The sequence below is a fragment of the Stenotrophomonas sp. Steno-Z10-BAI genome, from assembly GCF_056393115.1.
The window spans coordinates 20,116-39,151 of sequence record NZ_JBWJOZ010000007.1 but is presented as its reverse complement, the minus strand read 5'-3'; the positions used below and the strand labels follow the sequence as shown (position 1 = coordinate 39,151).

16 protein-coding genes are annotated in these 19,036 nt (G+C 67.3%); 7 read left to right on the top strand and 9 right to left on the bottom strand.

All coding sequences use genetic code 11. The annotated features are described in order from the left end of the window. Nucleotides 1–44: 44 nt before the first annotated feature. Both oleD and oleC read right to left on the bottom strand, forming a co-directional pair. Complete coding sequence (oleD, locus tag AC06E9_RS15960; RefSeq protein ID WP_152154123.1) at nucleotides 45–1,055, bottom strand: 2-alkyl-3-oxoalkanoate reductase; 1,011 nt, start codon at nucleotides 1,053–1,055, stop codon at nucleotides 45–47. Further along, nucleotides 1,052–2,707 (bottom strand): olefin beta-lactone synthetase, encoded by a 1,656-nt coding sequence (gene oleC / locus AC06E9_RS15955; protein ID WP_478056400.1) that lies wholly within the window; start codon nucleotides 2,705–2,707, stop codon nucleotides 1,052–1,054. The genes oleD and oleC overlap by 4 nt, the downstream gene beginning before the upstream one ends. Nucleotides 2,708–2,810: 103 nt before the next feature. On the opposite strand from oleC, the gene AC06E9_RS15950 reads away from it, so the two are divergent. Then, nucleotides 2,811–3,239, top strand: coding sequence for a YkgJ family cysteine cluster protein (locus AC06E9_RS15950; RefSeq protein ID WP_121044414.1), 429 nt, complete (start codon nucleotides 2,811–2,813; stop codon nucleotides 3,237–3,239). A gap of 105 nt (nucleotides 3,240–3,344) precedes the next feature. On the opposite strand, the gene AC06E9_RS15945 is transcribed toward AC06E9_RS15950, so the two are convergent. The 4 genes from AC06E9_RS15945 to AC06E9_RS15930 all read right to left on the bottom strand — a co-directional run bounded on the left by AC06E9_RS15945 (nucleotide 3,345) and on the right by AC06E9_RS15930 (nucleotide 8,770). Then, nucleotides 3,345–4,235, bottom strand: coding sequence for an alpha/beta fold hydrolase (locus AC06E9_RS15945; RefSeq protein WP_282261652.1), 891 nt, complete (start codon nucleotides 4,233–4,235; stop codon nucleotides 3,345–3,347). Nucleotides 4,236–4,316: 81 nt separating this feature from the next. Next, entirely contained in the window at nucleotides 4,317–5,333 is a 1,017-nt protein-coding gene (locus tag AC06E9_RS15940) for a 3-oxoacyl-ACP synthase III (RefSeq protein ID WP_019184878.1), read from the bottom strand. Between the two features lie 112 nt (nucleotides 5,334–5,445). After that, nucleotides 5,446–5,763, bottom strand: coding sequence for a DUF4156 domain-containing protein (locus AC06E9_RS15935; RefSeq protein WP_046272272.1), 318 nt, complete (start codon nucleotides 5,761–5,763; stop codon nucleotides 5,446–5,448). Nucleotides 5,764–5,890: 127 nt separating this feature from the next. Then, the gene (locus AC06E9_RS15930) at nucleotides 5,891–8,770 is read right to left on the bottom strand and encodes a M16 family metallopeptidase (RefSeq protein ID WP_478056399.1); all 2,880 of its coding nucleotides are present in this window, start codon (nucleotides 8,768–8,770) and stop codon (nucleotides 5,891–5,893) included. A 342-nt stretch (nucleotides 8,771–9,112) separates the two neighbouring features. Here AC06E9_RS15930 and AC06E9_RS15925 point away from each other — a divergent pair, with 342 nt between their 5' ends. Both AC06E9_RS15925 and trmL read left to right on the top strand, forming a co-directional pair. Further along, complete coding sequence (locus AC06E9_RS15925) at nucleotides 9,113–9,604, top strand: XAC0231 family protein (protein ID WP_259260587.1); 492 nt, start codon at nucleotides 9,113–9,115, stop codon at nucleotides 9,602–9,604. A gap of 43 nt (nucleotides 9,605–9,647) precedes the next feature. Next, nucleotides 9,648–10,127 carry a tRNA (uridine(34)/cytosine(34)/5-carboxymethylaminomethyluridine(34)-2'-O)-methyltransferase TrmL gene (gene trmL / locus AC06E9_RS15920; protein ID WP_152154138.1) on the top strand — a complete coding sequence of 160 codons (480 nt, stop codon included), beginning with the start codon at nucleotides 9,648–9,650 and terminating at the stop codon, nucleotides 10,125–10,127. Between the two features lies 1 nt (nucleotide 10,128). On the opposite strand, the gene AC06E9_RS15915 is transcribed toward trmL, so the two are convergent. Continuing rightward, on the bottom strand, nucleotides 10,129–11,292 hold the full coding sequence (locus AC06E9_RS15915) for an acyl-CoA dehydrogenase family protein (RefSeq protein WP_121044431.1): 1,164 nt from the start codon (nucleotides 11,290–11,292) through the stop codon (nucleotides 10,129–10,131). Nucleotides 11,293–11,508: 216 nt separating this feature from the next. Beyond that, the gene (locus AC06E9_RS15910) at nucleotides 11,509–11,772 is read right to left on the bottom strand and encodes a hypothetical protein (RefSeq protein ID WP_478050183.1); all 264 of its coding nucleotides are present in this window, start codon (nucleotides 11,770–11,772) and stop codon (nucleotides 11,509–11,511) included. 215 nt (nucleotides 11,773–11,987) lie between these two features. Here AC06E9_RS15910 and AC06E9_RS15905 point away from each other — a divergent pair, with 215 nt between their 5' ends. The 3 genes from AC06E9_RS15905 (at nucleotide 11,988) to AC06E9_RS15895 (ending at nucleotide 14,738) form a co-directional block, all read left to right on the top strand. Then, nucleotides 11,988–12,341: a hypothetical protein gene (locus tag AC06E9_RS15905; RefSeq protein WP_461770843.1), complete on the top strand. Its 354-nt coding sequence runs from the start codon at nucleotides 11,988–11,990 to the stop codon at nucleotides 12,339–12,341. Nucleotides 12,342–12,573: 232 nt separating this feature from the next. Continuing rightward, on the top strand, nucleotides 12,574–14,250 hold the full coding sequence (locus tag AC06E9_RS15900) for an electron transfer flavoprotein-ubiquinone oxidoreductase (RefSeq protein ID WP_478056398.1): 1,677 nt from the start codon (nucleotides 12,574–12,576) through the stop codon (nucleotides 14,248–14,250). 98 nt (nucleotides 14,251–14,348) lie between these two features. Continuing rightward, nucleotides 14,349–14,738, top strand: coding sequence for a c-type cytochrome (locus AC06E9_RS15895; RefSeq protein WP_121044440.1), 390 nt, complete (start codon nucleotides 14,349–14,351; stop codon nucleotides 14,736–14,738). A 15-nt stretch (nucleotides 14,739–14,753) separates the two neighbouring features. On the opposite strand, the gene AC06E9_RS15890 is transcribed toward AC06E9_RS15895, so the two are convergent. After that, the gene (locus AC06E9_RS15890; protein ID WP_478056397.1) at nucleotides 14,754–18,314 is read right to left on the bottom strand and encodes an ATP-binding protein; all 3,561 of its coding nucleotides are present in this window, start codon (nucleotides 18,312–18,314) and stop codon (nucleotides 14,754–14,756) included. Between the two features lie 74 nt (nucleotides 18,315–18,388). Between AC06E9_RS15890 and AC06E9_RS15885 the strand changes: the two genes are divergently transcribed. After that, the gene (locus AC06E9_RS15885; protein ID WP_121044447.1) at nucleotides 18,389–19,027 is read left to right on the top strand and encodes a response regulator; all 639 of its coding nucleotides are present in this window, start codon (nucleotides 18,389–18,391) and stop codon (nucleotides 19,025–19,027) included. Nucleotides 19,028–19,036: the final 9 nt, after the last annotated feature.

Below are 19,036 nucleotides of genomic sequence, written 5' to 3'. Positions count from 1 at the left end.
CGTGCCGGAGTTGGCGTGGGGCCATGTTCACCAACCTGCGGTGTTCAGGGAGTGATGGAATCCTGTGCGTTCGATGAAGATGCCAGCCGGGCCAGCCCTTCTTCGATGCTGACCAAGGGGACATAACCGAAGTCGCGGCGGGCCGGTTCCATGCTGTACCAGTGCGGGGTGCACAGCTGCTCGGCCAGGAAGCGGGTCATGGGCGGCTCGCCGCGCAGGCGCATCAGCGGCCACAGCCGCTCGCAGACCGCGCCGATCCGGTAGGCCGCCTTGAAGCTGATCGACTTTGTCACTGGCGGCGCATCCACCGCGGCCAGCAGCTTGTTGAGCAGCTCGCGCATCGGCAGCGGCTCGCCGTTGGAAATGAAGTACGCCTTGCCGGCGCAGGCCGCGCCCGGGGCCAGGTGCTCCAGGGCCAGGAAGTGGGCCAGTGCGGCGTTGTCGATGTAGGTGGTATCGACCTTGTTCTGCCCATCGCCGACGAAGCGCAGGCGGCCGGCGCGGGCGCGCTCAGCCAGACGCGGTACCAGTTGCTGGTCGCCCGGGCCCCAGATCAGCCGCGGCCGCAACGCGACCGTGGCCAGCTGCGCATCGTTGGCCGCCAGCACGCGCTGCTCGGCGATGGCCTTGGTGGCCGCGTACGGCGCCTGGAAGTTCTCGCCATACGGCACCTCGTCCGCGCCCAGGCCCTCCACTGGATGCGTGGCGCGATGGGTCACGCTGGGCGTGGAGGTGTAGACCAGCTTGCCCACGCCGTGCGCGCGACAGGCCGCGATGACATTGTCGGTGCCGACCACGTTGGCCTGGTGGTAGCTGTCATAGCTGCCCCACGCACCGGCCTTGGCCCCGTTGTGGAGGACCGCATCGACCCCGGCCACCGCATGCATCACCGCCTGCGCATCGGCCAGGTCGCCGCGGATCTGGCCCACGCCCATCGCCTGCAGCGCAGGGTAGTGGCCGCGGTTGAACGCCAGCACCTGGTGACCCCGCTCGATCAGTCCCTTGCACAGGGCCTGGCCGAGGAAGCCGCCGCCGCCGGTCACGAGGATCTTCATGCGTGCTGCTCCAGTTGCGCGGTGGCCCATACCGTGAGCTTCTCGCGGCCGATCTTGGCGTTGTGGCGGATGTCGACCGGGAAGCCCGGGTGCGGCAGGAACTGCTCGATGCGCGCGGTGTGCGCATGTGCGGCCGCTTCACGACGCAGGCGCTCGACCAGGGCGGGCGAATCGATGGTGCCGGGCTGCAGTTCGTAGCACAGCACCGGCCGCTGCCGACCCGGCGCACCCACGCCGACCAGCGCGGTGCGGGCGATGCCGTCCAGCGCATTGAACACCGGCTCGACCTGCTCGGTGTACAGCGGCCCCTGCGCGGTTTCCACGCGCTGGGTCTTGCGCCCACAGAACCACAGCCGGCCCTGCGCATCGAAGTAGCCGACATCGCCCATCCGGTGCACGACCCGGGTGCTGCCATCGGCCAGGGTTTCGGTGATCTTCGCCGCGGCGGTGGCCTGCGGGCGGTTGAAGTAGCTGTCGGTGGCGGTCGGGCCGGCCACGGTGATCTCGCCCACCTCGCCGGTGGCCAGCACACGGGCCTGCGACCAATCCGGCAGCGGCGCGTCATCGATGGCGATGATGCGCACCTCGTTTGGCGCGACCACGCGGCCGACACAGGTACCGGCGCCGGCCTCGGTGGCCTGGCGGGTGTTCTCCAGCTCGCGGCCTTCGATCACCGCCACCGGCAGGCACTCGGTGGCGCCGTAGGGGGTCCAGAACTGGGCGTCATCGGGCAGCAGGCGGCGGATCCGCGCGACCACATCCGGCGGCACCGGCGCCCCGGCCGAGGTCACCCGGCGCACGCTCGGCAGCGGCTGGCCGTGATCGGCCAGGACCCGCATCAGCGCCGGCGAGCCGAACAGCTGGGTGACGCCGAAGCGGTTGATGGCGTCATGCAGCTTGCGCGGATCGGCCTGGGCCGGGCGGGTCGGGTCCATGTCCGGGATCACCGAGGTCAGCCCCAGCGCCGGATCGAACAGCGCGAACGGCGGGAAGGTCGGCAGATCCACCCCACCCGGCTCCATCCCGAAGGCGGTGCGCAGCAGCTCGACCTGGCCGACGAAATGACGGTGGCGGTAGACCACGCCTTTGGGCACGCCGGTGGAGCCGCTGGTGAACAGGATCGCCGCGACATCCTCGCCATCGGTCGGGGCCAGCGCAGGCGCCGCCGTGGCGCCCTGGGCTTCCAGCCGGGCCAGGGTGGTGCCACCCCAGCCCCAGCGGCGGCCGACGGTCACCAGCAGGCGCGCAGAGCGGCACCAGCGCAGCACCAGGCGCGCCACGTGGGCCAGGCCGATGCCGATGAAGGCCTGCGGCTGGGCCTCGTCCAGGCATTGCTTCAGCGCGCGCTTGTCGATGCCCGGGTCGACCAGCACCGGGACCGCGCCGTTCTTGAACAGCGCGAACATCAGCAGGAAGAACTCCGGCGAGGGCCGCACCATCACCACCGCGCGCACGCCGCGGCCGATGCCGTGCGCGGCCAGGCCGGCCGCCATCGCGTCGCTGCGGGCGTTGAGGGTGCGGTAATCCAGGGTGACGTCATAACGCGCCATGCCGCCGGGCCCGGGCTTGCCGGGGCAGCGGATGGCGATCTGGTCGGGGCGTTCACGGGCCAGCTCGGGCAGGCGCGCGGCGATATTGATGGCGCTGTTCATCCGTTCATTGTCGCCGCTGCAGAAAAATCTTGCGCGCCGGCCGGTGGCGTGGAAAATTCGCGCCCTTCCCTCCTGCTTCGCTGCCGCCCAAGGCCGGTGCCCCATGCCCCATCCCTGCCTCACCTGCGGCGCCTGCTGCACCCAATACCGTGTGGCCTTCCATTGGATGGAATCGGACGAGGTCACCCCCGGTGGCGTCCCGCACGAGCTCACCCAGGTGCTGGACCCGCACCGGCTGTGCATGCGCGGCACCCTGTCCAAGCCGGTGTACTGCGTGGCGCTGGATGCGGAGATCGGCGTGTATTCGCGCTGCAGCATCCACCCCAACCGCCCCAGCGTGTGCCGTGAGGTGGATGCTTCGTGGGAGTACGGCAAGGCCAGCCCCCAGTGCGACAAGGCGCGCGTGGCGCACGGCATGCCGGCGCTGACCCTGGCCGACTGGCGCTGGCGGGACGAGGCGGGCAATGACGATGATCATCCCGACGACAACGGCAATTCCCCGGCGCCGCCGCAGGCTCCGATCGCGGCGTAGTTGGGGGGGCGCCGGGGGTTCTGGCGCCGGGGCAAAAGCTGCCGACCAACGGTCGGCTCTACCGGTGACGGGGTCGGATGCGACCCAACGTCAATACCAAACCGATCAGATCGGGTGCGCGTCCAGAAACGCGCGGATCTTCGGCACCAGCACCTCGTGCTTGTCTTCCAGCACATAGTGTCCGGCATCCTCGAAGGCATGCACGACCGCCTGCGGCAGTGCGGCCTGGAAACCCTCCAGGAAGTGGTGGTCGAACACGAAATCACGCAGCCCCCAGCCGATGAAGGCGGGACGGTCGGCGTAGCTGGGCAGGGTCTGGCCGGACCGCTCCAGCAGCGACCAGGCCTTGTCGGCCGGTGACAGCGGAATGTCCTGCATGAAGCGGATGGTGCTGATGCGGTTGGCGTAGCTGTTGTACGGCGACACGTAAGCGCGGCGCACCTCGGCCGGCATCTTCCGTTCCACGCCCAGCCACGAGGCACCGGACGAGAACGCGTTGAAGGTGCGGATGAGCCACTCGCCGATCTTCCAGTGGCGACCCAGCGCGATCTGCCACGGCATCTTCTTCGCGGCCGGCATCGGGAAGGCGGCGGTGTTGAGCACCACCAAGCGCTTGACCTGCGCGTGGTGCGACAACGCCCAACCGAAGCCGATCATGCCGCCCCAGTCGTGCACGGCCAGGGTCACCGGGCCGGTGATGCCCAGGTGCGCGAGCAGCGCCTCCAGGTCATCCACGCGCGACTGCAGGGTGTAGTCGTAGTGCGCGTCATCGGGCTTGTCCGACAGGCCCATGCCGATATGGTCCGGCACGATGCAGCGGTACTTGTCCGAGAGGCCGGTCACCAGGGTGCGCCAGTAATAGCTCCACGACGGATTGCCGTGGACCATCACCACCACCTCGCCATCGCGCGGGCCTTCGTCGAGATAGTTCATCGACAGGCCGGGGCGCACCTCGAAGCGGTGCGGATGGGCGGGGTAACCGGGCAGCTGGGGCATGCAAACGCACCTGTGAAAAGGGCCGGCAGAACCGGCCCTTGATGTTCAATTCCAACGCCGCAGCAGCCTGCGGCGACTGGTTTACCAGACCACTTCGGCCATCGAGCAGTTCAGGCCCGAGCCGATGCCGAGCAGCGCGATGCGATCGCCCTTCTTCAGCTTGCCCAGCTGCTTGAGCTTGCTCAGCACGATCGGCACCGAGGCCGGGCCGATGTTGCCGTGCTCGCCGAAGATCGTCATCACCTTCTTCGGGTCGATGCCGAAGTTCTTGATGAAGGCGGCGGTGTGCGGCTGGCTGACCTGGTGGATCACGAACTGGTCCAGTTCCTCCACGGCCCAGCCCAGTGCTTCACGGGCGGCCACGAAGGTCTTCTGTGCCAGCTTGATGCCTTCGATCAGCAGCATGCGGGTGTCGGTGACCATGCGGTCCAGGTTGCCCCGGCACAGCTGGTTCCACTCGGTGGCCGAGCGGGTCACGCCACCGCGGTAACGCGGGGCATCGGGCACCAGCTCGGTGCGCGCCATGACCATCGCCGCGGCACCGCAGCCCAGGGTCAGGGCGGCCATCTCGTTGCGGAAGTCATCGGCGGTCACGCCCGGCAGGGCCATGCGCTCGAGGGTCTTCTCGTACACCAGGTTGGCGGTTTCACCGTCGACGATCAGCGCGTAGTCGATCTCGCCGCGTTCGAGCATGCGGGCGGCGATGTCCATGCCGTTGATGAAGGCCAGGCAGGCATTGGCGACGTCGAAGGTCATGCATTCGTCGCCGACCCCCAGGTTGCCCGAGACGATGCTGGCCGTGGACGGCTCCAGGTAGTCGCGGCTGACCGAGGTGTTGACCAGCAGGCCGATCTTGTCGGCGCCGATCCCGGCGTCTTCCAGTGCTTTGCGGGCAGCCAGCGTGGCGGCGTCGGAGGCCAGCATGTCGGCATCCCACAGGCGGCGGGCGTGGATGCCCGCGATATCGCCGAGCACATCGGTACGGATGCCAAGGCGATCCAGCGTCGGCTTCAGCCGTTCGTTGATTTCCTTGGACGTCAGCGTGTGCGGCGCGTCGATGTGCGCCAAGCCGGCGATCGAGACATTCTTGAAGAGCATCAGTTAGCGCCAAGGCTCAGGCAAAGGGGGCGTTATTGTAAGCCGGCACGGCTTTCACCGCACCTTTACGAATTCACGCCCGGGCGTATGGTCCGGGCGCAGGGTGAAGGGTTCAGCGTGGCGGGCACTGGAAGGCCAGGAAGCGCTGGCTGCCATCGGCGGGCAGGCCAGAGGCCTGCACGGCATTGGCACCGGCGCTGGGCGCCTCGTTGCGGGCCAGGGTTTCCAGCTCTTCCTGCACGCGCAGCGGGTTGCGGTTGTAGAAGCCGACCTTGCTCTTCACGGTCACCACCACCTCGCCCTTGCTCTGGCAGCCGCTGGGAACCGCACCGGCCGGCAGCACGCGGACCGTCTTGCCGGACGACTCGATCGGCACCCAGGTGCAGGCGGAAACGCTGAGGATCAGGGCGGACAGAAGCAGAATGCGCATGGACAAGGCCTGGCTGGAATACGTAAGGGAGTGTGCGGGAAACAACTGAATCGAGGGTGATCAGGGGCCGGGAGGGTCCCCGGCACCTGGGGCGCGGGTCAGCGCGATGGCTGACCCGCTGTCGGCATCACCGGGCCTTCGGTGCCGCTGCAGCCGGAGCAGCCGGAGCCACCACCTTGCCTTCGGCATCGATCACCTGCACCTGGCCGAGGTTGAGCGCACGCACCGGTGCCTCGGTCTGCTTGAGGTCACCGACCACCACCCAGGTCAGCGCGTTCGGGTCCAGCGTGGCCGCGGCCTGCTGCACCTGGGCCGGGGTCATCGCCTCGATCTCGGCCTTGCGCTGGACCACATAATCGTCCGGGCGCTGGTAACGCACGATCCCGCTGATGGTGCCCATCACCGCGCTGGCGGTCTCGTAGGCACCGGGCAGGCTCAGGTTCTGGATGTTGCGGATGCGCGCCACCTCGGCCGGGGTGGCCGGCTTGGCACCGCTGGCGAACTCGGCGATCTCCTTGCGCATCTCCTGCATCGCCTCGGCGGTCTTGTCGATCTGCACCGGTGCGCGGGCGCCCCACGGGCGCTGGCCCAGGGTGTTGCTGGCGCTGCTGCCGGCACCGTAGGACCAGTGCTTCTGCTCACGCAGGTTCATGTTCAGGCGCGAGGTGAAGTCGCCGCCCAGCACGCCGTTGGCGATGTCGAAGCGGGTCGACCCCGGGTCCTTGGACGAGGGCACCACCTGGCTGGCGAACAGGTTGGCCTGCACCGCACCCGGCTGGTCGATCAGGTACACGCGGGCCTGGGTCGGCCGTGCCACGTCCACCGGGGCCTTCACCTGCGGGGCCGGGCCCTCGGCCTTCCAGTTGCCGAACTGGCGCTCCAGCAGCGGCACGAGGTCCTTCAGCGTGGTGTCGCCGACCACGATCAGGGTGCCCTGCTCCGGGCGCAGCCAATCACGGTGGAAATCGACCAGGTCCTCGCGGGTCATGGACTGGATGTCCACTTCATTGCCGCTGCCGGTGAACGGGATCGCATACGGATGACCGGCGCCGTACAGCAGGGTCGGCATCACGCGCATCGCGACCGCGCTGGGGTTGACCTTCTCCTGCTGGATGCCGGCGATCCAGGTCGCCTTGACGCGATCGATCTCGGTCTGGTCGAAGCGCGGCTGGCGCAGCATGTCCGCATACAGGGCCAGCGACGGGGCCAGGTTTTCCTTCAGCGCGGACAGATACACGCTGGTGCTGTCCAGCGAGGCGGAGGCATCGAGCTTGGCGCCCAGTGCATCGGCGGCATCGGCGAAGGGCAGCGCGCCCAGCTTGCCGGCGCCCTCGGTGAGCAGCCCCATGGTGAAGTTGGCGGTGCCGGACTTGCGGCCCTGGTCGGCGGTGAAGCCACCCGGGAACTCATAGCTGAACTGCACGACCGGGATGTCGTGACGCTCGGCCAGGATCACCTGGGTGCCATTCTTCAGCGTGGCGCGATGCAGTTCCGGGAATTTCAGGTCCGGGAAGGTCTTGGTCTGCGGCACGCCGGTGCTGCGGTCGACCTGCTTGGCCAGCGTCGTGAAGCTGGGGTCCACGGCGGGCACGGTGAACGGCTTGGGCGTTTCCGACGGCAGTTCGGCCAAGGCAACGCGCGCGCCCGGCTCGACCACGATGGTGTGGTCGCCGGCGCCCAGCCACTTGGCACCGACATCGCGCACCTGCGCGGCAGTGGCCGCATCGATGGTGGCCAGCGACGTGCGGAAGCAGCCCGGGTCACCTTCGTACACGGTGCACTCGGCCAGCGCGTCGGCCTTGCCGCCGAAGCCACCGATGCGCTCGATGCCGCGGATGAAGCCGGCGCGGAAGGCGGTCTTGCCGCGGCTGAGCTCATCGGCGGTCGGGCCGTCCTTGGTCAGGCGCTTCACCTCTTCATCGATGATCGCCTCGACCTTGGCCGGGTCCACGCCCTGCTTGACGCTGGCCATGATCACGAAGTTCGAGCCCAGCTGCGAGCTGTAGGCGCCGGCACTGATGTTGTCCACCAGCTTGTCCTGGTGCAGCAGGCGCTGATCCAGGCGCGAGGACTTCGCACCGCCGAGAACCTGCGCGAACAGCTGCAGCTGGTCTATGTCGGTGGTGCCGACCTGGGCGACGTTCCACGCGCGGTAGATGCGCGCCTGCGGCACCTTGTCGGTCATCACTTCGCGCGTGCTCTTCTCACGCTTGGCCACGTCCACCTTGGGCTGGGCCATGCTCGGGCCGGCCGGGATGTCGCCGAAGTACCTGGCGACCTTTTCTTTCGCCGTGGCCACATCGATGTCACCGGCCAGCACCAGCACTGCATTGTTGGGGCCGTACCAGGTGCGGAACCACGTTTTCACGTCGTCCAGCGAGGCGGCGTTGAGATCGTTCATCGAGCCGATCACGCTGTGGTGATACGGGTGCCCTGCCGGGTACATCGCGCGGGTCAGCTTTTCCCAGACCTGGCCATAGGGCTGGTTCTCGCCCTGGCGCTTTTCGTTCTGGACCACGCCGCGCTGTTCGTCCAGGGCGGCCTGGTCGATCGCACCGAGCAGATGGCCCATGCGGTCGGACTCCATCCACAGCGCCATGTCCAGCGCCGTGGTGGGCACGTTCTCGAAGTAGTTGGTGCGGTCGGTATTGGTGGTGCCGTTCTGGCCGGTCACGCCGACCTGCTTGAAGGGCTCGAAATACTCGCCGTCGTGGTTCTCGCTGCCCTGGAACATCAGATGTTCGAACAGGTGCGCAAAGCCGGTGCGGCCGGCGGGTTCGTCCTTGCTGCCCACGTGGTACCAGATGTTGACGGCCACGATCGGCGCCTTGCGGTCGGTGTGCACCACCACGCGCAGGCCGTTGGGCAGGGTGAACTGCTCGAACGGAATGTCGACCTTGGCCACCGTGGCCGGCTTGGCCAGGACCGGTGCGGGCGCCAGTGAGCCCAGTGCGGCGGAGAGCGCGACAGCCAGCAGCGCAGCACGCGGTCGAAGTTGGACGGTCATTCCGGTTCCTTGGTCATGAAAGTGAAGCCGGATGCTAGCGCGCCGCCCGGGCAAAAGGCATCGGCCAACAGTCATTGGGGCCCTGACGGACAGCCGCGACGCGATCCCGCGGACATCTGTCCGGACAGCGGACACTCGCGGATCAACAAAAACCCTTTGGAATCAACGGATAAAACTTGGCACGCGTCCTGCGTGGTACTGGGCAAGGGAAGCAAGGATCAAACCGAAACTGACTGGGTGCTGAACAAAAACAAGAACGTTCAAATTGTTCTTGCAAGCCCCGAATCGGTGTACTACCTTACTACCACACCACTGCTCACCAACACTAAACAGGACCTCGCCATGAACACCAAGACGCTCGCCATCGCCATCGCCTTTGCCGCCGGTTCCGCGTTTGCTTCGTCGGTGCAGGCCGCCCCCGCCATCGTCACCCTGGACGCCGTGCAGGTCCGCCCGTCCGCCGACCAGATCGCCCAGGCCGAGGTTGAGCGCACCAGCAGCATCCCGACCCTGGCCGTCGTGGAAGTCCGCCCGACCGCTGGCCTGATCGCCGATTACCGCGCCGAACTGACCGCCAACCGCCGCGTCACCACGTTGGCCGCCGTTGAAGTGCGCCCGACCGCCGAACAGCGCCAGGCCTTGGCTGCCGAACAGACCACCGCCCGCGGCTACGTCGCCACCTTCACCGCTGCCGCCACCGCGGTGGCCAACGAAGTGATCATCAACCTGCCCACCCTGCAGGTGCGTCCGTCGCCGGCCGATCTGCAGGCCCTGGCCCTGGAAACCGCAGCGGCCGCCGCCTCGACCGCTGCCTCGACCCTGATCCGCCAGTAAGCCGTCGCTGCAGCCCCCTGCAGCCACGGCGTACACTTCGCCGATGACTGCCACGCCCACGTTCCATGTCGTCCTGTTCCAACCCGAAATCCCGCCGAACACCGGCAATGTGATCCGCCTCTGCGCCAACACCGGCGCGCGGCTGCACCTGATCGAGCCGCTCGGTTTCGACCTGAGCGACAAGCAGCTCAAGCGCGCCGGCCTGGACTATCACGAATACGCCCGACTGCAGGTCCATCCAGATCTGGAGACCGCCCTGCAGGTGATTGCGCCCAAGCGCTTGTTCGCGCTGAGTACCCGCGGCAGCGTGCGTTACGATACCCAGCAATTTGAAGATGGCGATGCCTTCCTGTTCGGCCCGGAAACCCGTGGCCTGCCCCAGGACCTGCTCGACAGCCTGCCCCACGGCCGCCGCCTGCGCCTGCCGATGCAACCGGGCAACCGCAGCCTCAATCTGTCCAACACCGTCGCGGTGGTGATGTACGAGGCGTGGCGCCAGAACGGGTTTGCCGGCGGGCAATGACTCAAAAAGCGTTGATGCCCGTCAGCTCCCGCCCGATCACCAGCTGGTGCACGGTCTCGGTGCCCTCGTAGGTGATCACCGATTCCAGATTGAGTGCATGCCGGATCGCCACATGTTCGGTGGTGATGCCCGCGCCACCGAGCAGATCACGGCACTCGCGCGCGATGTCGATGGCCATGCGGCAATTGTTCCATTTGGCCAGGCTTACCTGCTGCGGCTGCAGCTGGCCGGCATCCTTCAGGCGCCCCAGCTGCAATGCCAGCAACTGCGCGGTGGTGATCCGGCGCGCCATGTCGGCCAGCTTGATCTGCGCACTCTGCGTGGCCGCCACCGGCCGGCCGAACAGCACCCGCTGCTTGGTGTAGGCCAGCGCTTCATCCAGGCACGCCACCGCGGCACCGATCGGGCCCCAGCTGATCCCGTAGCGTGCCTGGTTCAAGCAGCCCAGTGGGCCTTTCAGGCCCTGCACGTTAGGCAGCCGGTTACGGTCGGGCACGCGCACATTGTCGAAGAACAGCGCACCGGTGAGCGAGGCGCGCAGGCTCATCTTGTGCTTGATCTCCTGGGTGCTGAAGCCGGGCATGCCTTTCTCGAGCACGAAGCCCTGGATGCCGTCTTCGGTATGCGCCCAGATGATCGCGATGTCCGCCACCGGCCCACTGGTGATCCACATCTTGCTGCCGTTGATCAGCCAGTCGCCGCCGTCGCGCACCGCGCGGGTCTTCATCGCCGCCGGATCGGAGCCGCCATGCGCCTCGGTCAGGCCGAAGCAGCCGATGACCTTGCCGGTGGCCATGTCCGGCAACCAGCGCACGCGCTGTTCTTCGCTGCCGTAGGCGTAGATCGGGTACATGCACAGCGAGCTCTGTACCGAGACGAAACTGCGCAGCCCCGAATCGCCGCGCTCCAGTTCCTGGCAGATCAAGCCGTAGCTCACCGCGTTCAGTCCGCCGCCGCCGTACTGTTCGGGCAGGCTGGAGCCGAGCAGACCCAGTGCAGCGATCTCGGGGATCAGTTCGTCGGGAAAGCGACCTTCATCAAATGCATCGCCGATGATCGGCAGCACCCGGGTATCAGTGAAGCGCGCCACCGTCGCCTGCACCGCGCGCTCCTCCTCGCTCAGCAGCGAACGGATATCGAACAGATCGAACGGATTGAGTGACATGGCATCCCGGCAGGTGGCGGTGGAACAGGCCCCCATTGTGGGCGTTGTGCAGGTAGGGGCCAAGGGCTGGCGCAGCAGGAGCTGGCTGCTCCATCCGGGCGCCGATCCAGCCGGCCACCCGATCGCCGGGATGTCCTGATCCCTTATGGCCACGCCCCGGCCAGATACGAACGTGTGCGTGCCCGGAGCGTGGCGATGTCGGGCGCTGTGGCCGGATTACGGATCCTGTCGGCGGCAGTTGGCCTGCCTGGGCGGGATGCCCACGTCCGCCGCATAGATCCATCGGGCCTCTGTTACCGACGTGGCCATCACGTAACGTTGCGGATTACCGGGGCTCGCGCCCCAGCACCAATAGCTCTGGAGCTCGGCACTACTGCTGATGGCTGCAGGCAAGCCGACCGGGTACGCCTGGGCGGGCTTGGCACCGAGCAGTCCTGCCAGCGCCAAGGAGGCACCGACACAGCAGGCGATCATGTTCATGTTGCGATCCTGATATTCGCTCCGAAGCGGAGCTGCATCAAGGTGGCCATTTCCAACGCAACGTTCAGGCACGCAGCGCTCACTTCCCGGTGCCTGCCGCATTTGAACTGATCGATAGGTGCTGTTGCAGTTGGTCCGACTATCGCTTGTGCGCGGCACGGTAGGCATGGGTCGATGAATGCGCCCAGGGATTACCGGCGTATCGGTGCAGCGGGGTGATGCTGCGTGCCGCGCGCCGCTGGGAGCCCACTGAAGGTCAAGCGCGGCGCGATGGCGTGGCATTCTCCTACCTTCGTGCCGACCTCAACATCGAGGAAGTATGGGCGTATCGCACGCAGGGTGGACTCATCGCGGACATGTCGGGCCACTCGGGGTATCCATTGAGGGTTCGTTGCGTGTTTCCGTACGACGGCGGCACCGAAACGCCCCGCAGTTCCGCACGATCATTGCAATCACGGTTCCGCGACAAGACGGGCCGATGGGTCCCCATCGTCAGGGTGGATCTGCGCGCAGGTGTCGCAGCGCCCTTCACCTATCGTGACGAGGATCAAAGCAACGCACCGTTGTGATGGCCGCCTGAGGAGGCGTGATCCCTGCGCGGCCGTCACCAATGTTGCATCGCAGCAACCCACCTTCCGCGGCGAGCCTTGCGTGCCATGGCGAGGCTGCTGCCTAGGCGTGAACGGGAAGGACCGGTACTCTGGCGCATTGATCCACCGTTTCGCCGTGACGTGACACGGGCGATTCCCAGGCAACCGCCGCCGTTCAACCCGCGGCACTACCCAAGAGTTACGCAGCCCCATGAGCGAAGAAATCAACGTCCTGCCCCCGCGTGAAGTGATGGAATTCGATGTGGTGATCGTCGGTGGCGGCCCTGCGGGCCTGGCCACGGCGATCCGGCTGCGCCAGCGCGCCATCGAGGCTGGCAGCGAGCTGTCGGTCTGCATCCTGGAAAAGGGGTCCGAACCCGGCGCGCACATCCTCTCCGGCGCGGTGATGGACCCACGCGCGTTGACCGAACTGTTCCCGGACTGGGCCGAGCGTGGCGCACCGCTGAAGCAGAAGGTCACCCGCGACGAATTCCTGTTCCTCACCGAGGCCGGATCGCGCAGCACGCCCAACGCGCTGCTGCCGGAGTGCTTCCACAACGAAGGCAACTACATCGTCAGCCTGGGCGAGGTCACCCGCTGGCTGGCGCAGCAGGCCGAGGCGCTGGAGGTAGCGATCTTCCCCGGCTTCCCGGCGGCGGAAGTGCTGTACAGCGACGATGGCGCGGTGATCGGCGTGGCCACCGGCGACATGGGCATCGAGAAGAACGGCCAGCCCGGCCCGGCATTCGAGCGCGGCATGGCGCTGCACGCCAAGTACACGATCTTCGCCGAAGGCTCGCGCGGCCATCTCGGCCGCCAGCTGATCGCCCGCTTCCAGCTCGATGCCGACAAGGATCCGCAGGCCTACGGCATCGGCATCAAGGAACTGTGGCAGATCGATCCGGCCAAGCACGAACCGGGCCTGGTGGTGCACGCCGCCGGCTGGCCGCTGGACAACGACACCTACGGTGGCGCGTTCCTGTACCACGCCGAGGGTGGCAAGGTCTCGATCGGCTATGTGGTCGGCCTGGACTACAAGAATCCGTGGCTGAGCCCGTTCGAAGAGTTCCAGCGCTTCAAGACGCACCCGGACATCCGCAAGCACCTGGAAGGGGGCAAGCGCATCGGCTACGGCGCGCGTGCGATCACCGCCGGCGGCCTGATGTCGCTGCCCAGGACGGTGTTCCCCGGTGGCGCGCTGGTCGGCTGCGAGGCCGGCTACCTCAACGTCAGCCGGATCAAGGGCAGCCACGCCGCGATCAAGACCGGCATGCTCGCCGCCGATGCGGCCTTCGATGCGCTCGCCGCCGATCGCCAGCACGATGAGTTGAGCGCCTATCCGCAGGCATTCGAGAGCAGCTGGCTGCATGCCGAGCTGCAGCAGGCCAAGAACTTCAAGCAGTGGTTCAAGAAGGGCCAGACCGTGGCCACGCTGATGACCGGCATCGAACAGTGGCTGCTGCCCAAGCTGGGCATCCGCAACCCGCCGTGGACGCTGCGCCACAGCACCCCGGACCACGCCTGCCTGGAGCCGGCGTCGAAGCACGCGAAGATCAATTATCCCAAGCCCGATGGCGTGCTCACTTTCGACCGCCTCAGCTCGGTGTTCCTGAGCAGCACCAACCACGCCGAAGACCAGCCCAGCCACCTGACGCTCAAGGATGCCAGTGTGCCGGTGCGGATCAACCTGAGCGAATACGCCGGGCCGGAAGCGCGTTACTGCCCGGCGGGCGTGTACGAGTTCGTCGGCAGCGACGGGCACGAACAGTTGCAGATCAATGCGCAGAACTGCGTGCACTGCAAGACCTGCGACATCAAGGACCCGACCCAGAACATCGTCTGGGTGACCCCGCAGGGCGGTGGCGGCCCAAACTATTCGGGCATGTGATCGACACGGCCTGCGACCACCGGTCGCAGGTCATCGGGCGCGGCAGTCACCGCCGCGCTCGCTATCCTGAGCGTCCTGTTGGACGTGACCGCTGCGCCATGGCCCCTGCTTTCCGATCGACGTTGCCGTTACTGGCCTGCCTGCTGCTGGCGGCGTGTTCGCGCGCACCGCAGACGCCCGAGCAGGCCCATCAGCAGGATCTGCAGCGCGCGTTCGCGATCTGCGCCGGCTGCCACACGGTCAGCCCCGGCGGCGTGCACCGCTTCGGCCCGAACCTGCACGGGGTGATCGGCCGGCGCGCGGGCAGTGTCACCGGCTACCCGTACTCCAACGCCATGCGCGAGGCCGGGCTGACCTGGAACGAGCAGACCCTGGATGCGTTCCTGCGCTCGCCCACGCATGTGGTGCCGGGCACCCGTATGGTCAACACCACTGCCGACCCGGAGCGCCGGCGCCAGGTGATCGAGTACCTGCAGCAGCAGCGCTGATCGCCACGGAACCGGTCAGGACGCCTGCAGCTGTTCCAGGTAGGCACGCAACGCCGCATCGAACGCACCGACCGCCTCGGCATGCGCCGCCACGCCGTCGTCGTCGATGCTGTCCATCAGATGGCGCGCCTCCACCACCAAGGCATCCGCCCCCAGCGTCGCCAACCCGCCCACCAGCCGGTGCAGTACATCCACGAGCGCCGGTGCCGCACGCTCGTGCAGGGCCTCCTGCAGTTGCACCAGATCCTCCGCGGAGGCGCTGCACAGGCTTTCGATCAACACCGCGGCCACGTGCGCCGATCCAAACCGGCGCGTGAGCGCGGCCCGGTCGGGCGGCGCAGGGAGGCTGCCTTGTACATCCGCAGCAGCTGGCGCGTCCGGCAACCACTGCAGCAGTGCCTGGCGCAAGGCGGCCAGCGCCACCGGTTTGGCCAATAGATCATCCATGCCGGCCTCGCGGCAGCGTTGCAGATCGTCCTCCATCGCGCTGGCGGTGAGCGCGATCACCGGCAACCGGGCGGTGCCGCGGTCGCGCTCCTGCTCACGGATACGCCGGGTCATGGCATAGCCGTCCATGACCGGCATCCGGCAATCGGTGAGGACCAGATCGAAACGGGTCCGCGCGAGCAGCGCCAACGCCTGTTCGCCGTTCTCGGCCAGCACGTGCGGCAGGCCGAGCTGCTGCATGCGCCAGCCCATCAGTGCCTGGTTGGTGGGATGGTCCTCGACGATCAGTACCCGCCGCTGCAGCAGCGCTGCCGGCACCGGCAGCCTCTGCGCCTGGTCTTCCGCCGCGCCGGGCTGTTCGTCCACCGGCACCGTGGGTACCGTCAGCAGCACCTCCACGCGGGTCCCCTCGCCGGGCACGCTGTGCAGCGTGAGCGTGCCGTGCATCAGGGCGACCAGGCGCTGGCAGATGCTCAGGCCCAGGCCGGTGCCCCCGTACTGGCGGCTGGTCGCTGCATCGGCCTGCGCGAACGGGGCGAACAGATGCTCGCGCTGCGCCGGCGAAATGCCGATGCCGGTATCGCGCACCGTCAGCCGCAGCTGCTGCGCGCCATCGCTATCGATGCCGAGCACCGTCAGTGCGATGTCGACCTCACCGGCGTGGGTGAACTTGATGGCGTTGCTGAGCAGGTTGAACGCGATCTGGCGCAGGCGCATACCGTCCGCCAGATGCATGGCCGCGACGTCGTCGTCGATCTGGATCTGCAGGTCCAGTCCCTTGGCCACTGCCTGCGGTGCAAGCAGCTGCTGCACGTTGCCGAGCAATGCGCGCAGCGCCACCGGATGTGCCTGCAGCGTCAGCGCGCCAGCCTCGATCTTGGAGTAGTCCAGCAGGTCATCGAGGATCTGCCGCAGCATCTGCGCCGAGTCTTCGATCACGCTGATGATGCGGCGCTGTTCCCCATCCAGCGCGGTGTGCGAGAGCACCTCGACCATGCCGAGTACCCCGGACATCGGCGTGCGGATCTCATGGCTCATCGTGGCCAGGAACTCGGATTTGGCAGCGGTGGCGCGCTCGGCCGCGGCCTTGGCCAACGCAAGCGCATCGGCCTGCGCGCGCGCCTCGGTGACATCGACCCAGTAGCCGCTCCACAGCAGCGCGCCGTCTTCGGCATCGTAAGGCAGCGCGCGCGCGCGCACCCAGTGCAGCGTGCCATGTGGGGAGGTGCGGAACTCCGTGTCCAACGGAGTGAAGTCGCGCGCGGCGCGTTCCATGGCCTGGCGCACACCGGGGCGGTCGCGCTCGTCGATGCGGTCCATCAAGGCGCTTTCGTCAGCCATGGCCTCGGCTGCGGTGACCCCGAACAGGGCGTCCGTGTCGCCGGCGATATACGGCAGCGACAAGCGGCCATCGCGCTCGCGCCGGCCCTGGTAGACGATCGCCGGCAGGTTGTCGGTGACTTCGGCCAAGCGCTGCTCGACCCGCCGGCGCATCGCCACTTCATTGCGCAACCGCCAGTATCCCCAGCCGTGCACCAGCAGCGCCGTCAACAGGACCAGCGCCAGCGGCACCGCCCAGCGCGCAATGCCGCGCCAGTCCAGGTCACTGCGGTATTCGGCCGAGAGCCAGTCACTGCGGATCGCCTCGTGCTCACGCGCGCTCATGTTGACCAGCATGCGGTCGAACGTGGTCGCCAGTGGCGCGTACCGTCGTTTGACCGCCAGCGACAACCGATCACTGAAGCCAGCGGGTGCGGCAACGTGGAGTTGCGCGGGATAGCGCTCGCGCACGATCCGGTCGACGATGGCCAGATTGCCGATGTAGGCATCGGCATCGCCATGCGCCAGCCGGGCCAAGGCCAGTTCGGTGCTGCGCGCCGGCACGATGCGGGCGTTCGGCGCCTGCTGCAGGATGTAGCCCCGCAACCGGTCCGGATCGGTCAGCAGGATGCTGCGTCCGTCCAGATCGCCGATGCCGAGCACCGACCGGCTGCCGCTGGCGGTCACGATCACGTTGGGCACAGTGATGAAGGGCTGGCTGAATACCCAGTCGTCACCCAGGTACGTGGAGTCATTGGGGATGCCCATGATGGCATCGACCTCGCCACGGCGCAGTTGTTCGCGCGCCTCGAACCAGTCATGCGCTGGCACGCGGGTGAGCTGGGCACCCACGTTCCGCAGCAGGCGCAGGTATTCGGCCGCCACGCCACTGGGCTGGTCGGCGCCGTCGATGAACGCCAGCGGTGCCGCATTCGGCGCGAATGCCAGCCGCAGTGGTGTCGCCAATACACGCTTTTCGGCATTGCCCAGGATCATCTGCGACTGCGCCGACCATTCCGGCGTCTGCAGCCAACGCCGCTTCAGGCGCGCGCGTTCGGTGTCCGCCAGCGCCGCCAACCCCAGATCCAGCGCTTCGGCCAAGGGTTGCTTGGCGTTGGGCACCCCGAAGTGCAGACGCTCCGGCGGCAGGTCGCTGGGGCGCAGCAACGCGACATCGGTGAGCCCTCGCTCGGCGATCAGCGACGTGGCTACATAGGCATTGCCGATATACACATCGGCTTCGCCCTTGCCGACCATGGCCAGCGCGGCCGTGGTGTTTGCAGCGATCACGCGGCGGGCAACGGGAAAGCGCGCGCGGACTTCTTCGCTGGTGACGAACTCGCGCTCGGTGACCACACGCAGCCCGCGCAGGTCCGGATCGGCCGAGGCCCGGGTATCACCGGGGCGACCGACCAGCGCCAGCGGCGCATCGGCGTAGGGACGGGTATAGACCATGCAGCGGGTGCGGTCGGCGGTAAGGGTGATGTTCATCACCACATCAACTTCGCCGCGGCATGCAGCATCCAGCACCTCGGTCCAGTCGCGGTACATCCGCACCTTCACCTGCACACCCAGCTGCTGCGTGAGCAGGCTCAGGTAGTCATAGCCCAGGCCGACCGGCTTGCCCTCGTGCAAGGATTCGAACGGCGGCCAGCCGCTGTCGTACATACCCAGGATGATGGTAGGGTGCTTGCCAAGCCACTCGCTCTGCCGGGGCGACAAGGCGAGGGGGTTGGCGGCCGATACCGACACGCCCGCTGCCATTGCAAGCACGAGCAGCACCAGCCAGCGAACGACGCGGATACGCATGCTGCCTGATCTCCGTAGAATGTTGTCCCCACCCCGGCACGGCCCGACGGCTGCCTTACAGGCAATACTAGTCCATGACCCTGCGCATTATCATTGCGGACGACCATCCGGTCGTACGGATCGGCACGAAGGCCGTGATCGAATCCAGCGGCGTTGGCCAGGTGGTGGCCGAGGCCAGTACTGTCGCCGAATTGATGGCCGCGCTGTCCGATCACCCGTGCGATGTCCTGGTCACCGATTACTCCATGCCCGGCGGCCAGCAGGCCGATGGCTTTGCGATGATCGCCATGATCCGCCGGCGTTTCCCCACGTTGCCGGTGCTGATGCTCAGCGTCTCCAACAACCTGGCGATCCTGCGCATGGTGGTCGCCACGGGTGTGCTCGGCCTGGTCGACAAGACCTCGTCGATGGACGAGTTGCCGCTGGCGATCCAGACCGTGCAGCGCGGCATGGCCTACGTCAGCCTCACACTGAAAGAGCGCATTGACGCGATCGGCACGAACAGCGTGGAAGAAGGCGAGGCCAAGCCGCTATCGCCGCGCGAAGTCGAAGTACTGCGCCTGCTCGGCAGCGGCATGACGGTCAAAGAGATCGCCATGCATCTGCACAAGAGCGTGAGCACCATCAGCCGCCAGAAAGGCGATGCAATGTTGAAGCTCGGCCTGAAGGGTGATGCCGAGCTGTTCGATTACCTGCGCGACGGCGAACGCTGATCGCCGCCG

Bases quoted from the DNA above. Each gene is read 5' to 3' on its own strand.
- oleD (WP_152154123.1), bottom strand. From the start codon at position 1,055: ATGAAGATCCTCGTGACCGGCGGCGGCGGCTTCCTCGGCCAGGCCCTG.
- oleC (WP_478056400.1), bottom strand. From the start codon at position 2,707: ATGAACAGCGCCATCAATATCGCCGCGCGCCTGCCCGAGCTGGCCCGT.
- AC06E9_RS15950 (WP_121044414.1), top strand. From the start codon at position 2,811: ATGCCCCATCCCTGCCTCACCTGCGGCGCCTGCTGCACCCAATACCGT.
- AC06E9_RS15945 (WP_282261652.1), bottom strand. From the start codon at position 4,235: ATGCCCCAGCTGCCCGGTTACCCCGCCCATCCGCACCGCTTCGAGGTG.
- AC06E9_RS15940 (WP_019184878.1), bottom strand. From the start codon at position 5,333: ATGCTCTTCAAGAATGTCTCGATCGCCGGCTTGGCGCACATCGACGCG.
- AC06E9_RS15935 (WP_046272272.1), bottom strand. From the start codon at position 5,763: ATGCGCATTCTGCTTCTGTCCGCCCTGATCCTCAGCGTTTCCGCCTGC.
- AC06E9_RS15930 (WP_478056399.1), bottom strand. From the start codon at position 8,770: ATGACCGTCCAACTTCGACCGCGTGCTGCGCTGCTGGCTGTCGCGCTC.
- AC06E9_RS15925 (WP_259260587.1), top strand. From the start codon at position 9,113: ATGAACACCAAGACGCTCGCCATCGCCATCGCCTTTGCCGCCGGTTCC.
- trmL (WP_152154138.1), top strand. From the start codon at position 9,648: ATGACTGCCACGCCCACGTTCCATGTCGTCCTGTTCCAACCCGAAATC.
- AC06E9_RS15915 (WP_121044431.1), bottom strand. From the start codon at position 11,292: ATGTCACTCAATCCGTTCGATCTGTTCGATATCCGTTCGCTGCTGAGC.
- AC06E9_RS15910 (WP_478050183.1), bottom strand. From the start codon at position 11,772: ATGAACATGATCGCCTGCTGTGTCGGTGCCTCCTTGGCGCTGGCAGGA.
- AC06E9_RS15900 (WP_478056398.1), top strand. From the start codon at position 12,574: ATGAGCGAAGAAATCAACGTCCTGCCCCCGCGTGAAGTGATGGAATTC.
- AC06E9_RS15895 (WP_121044440.1), top strand. From the start codon at position 14,349: ATGGCCCCTGCTTTCCGATCGACGTTGCCGTTACTGGCCTGCCTGCTG.
- AC06E9_RS15890 (WP_478056397.1), bottom strand. From the start codon at position 18,314: ATGCGTATCCGCGTCGTTCGCTGGCTGGTGCTGCTCGTGCTTGCAATG.
- AC06E9_RS15885 (WP_121044447.1), top strand. From the start codon at position 18,389: ATGACCCTGCGCATTATCATTGCGGACGACCATCCGGTCGTACGGATC.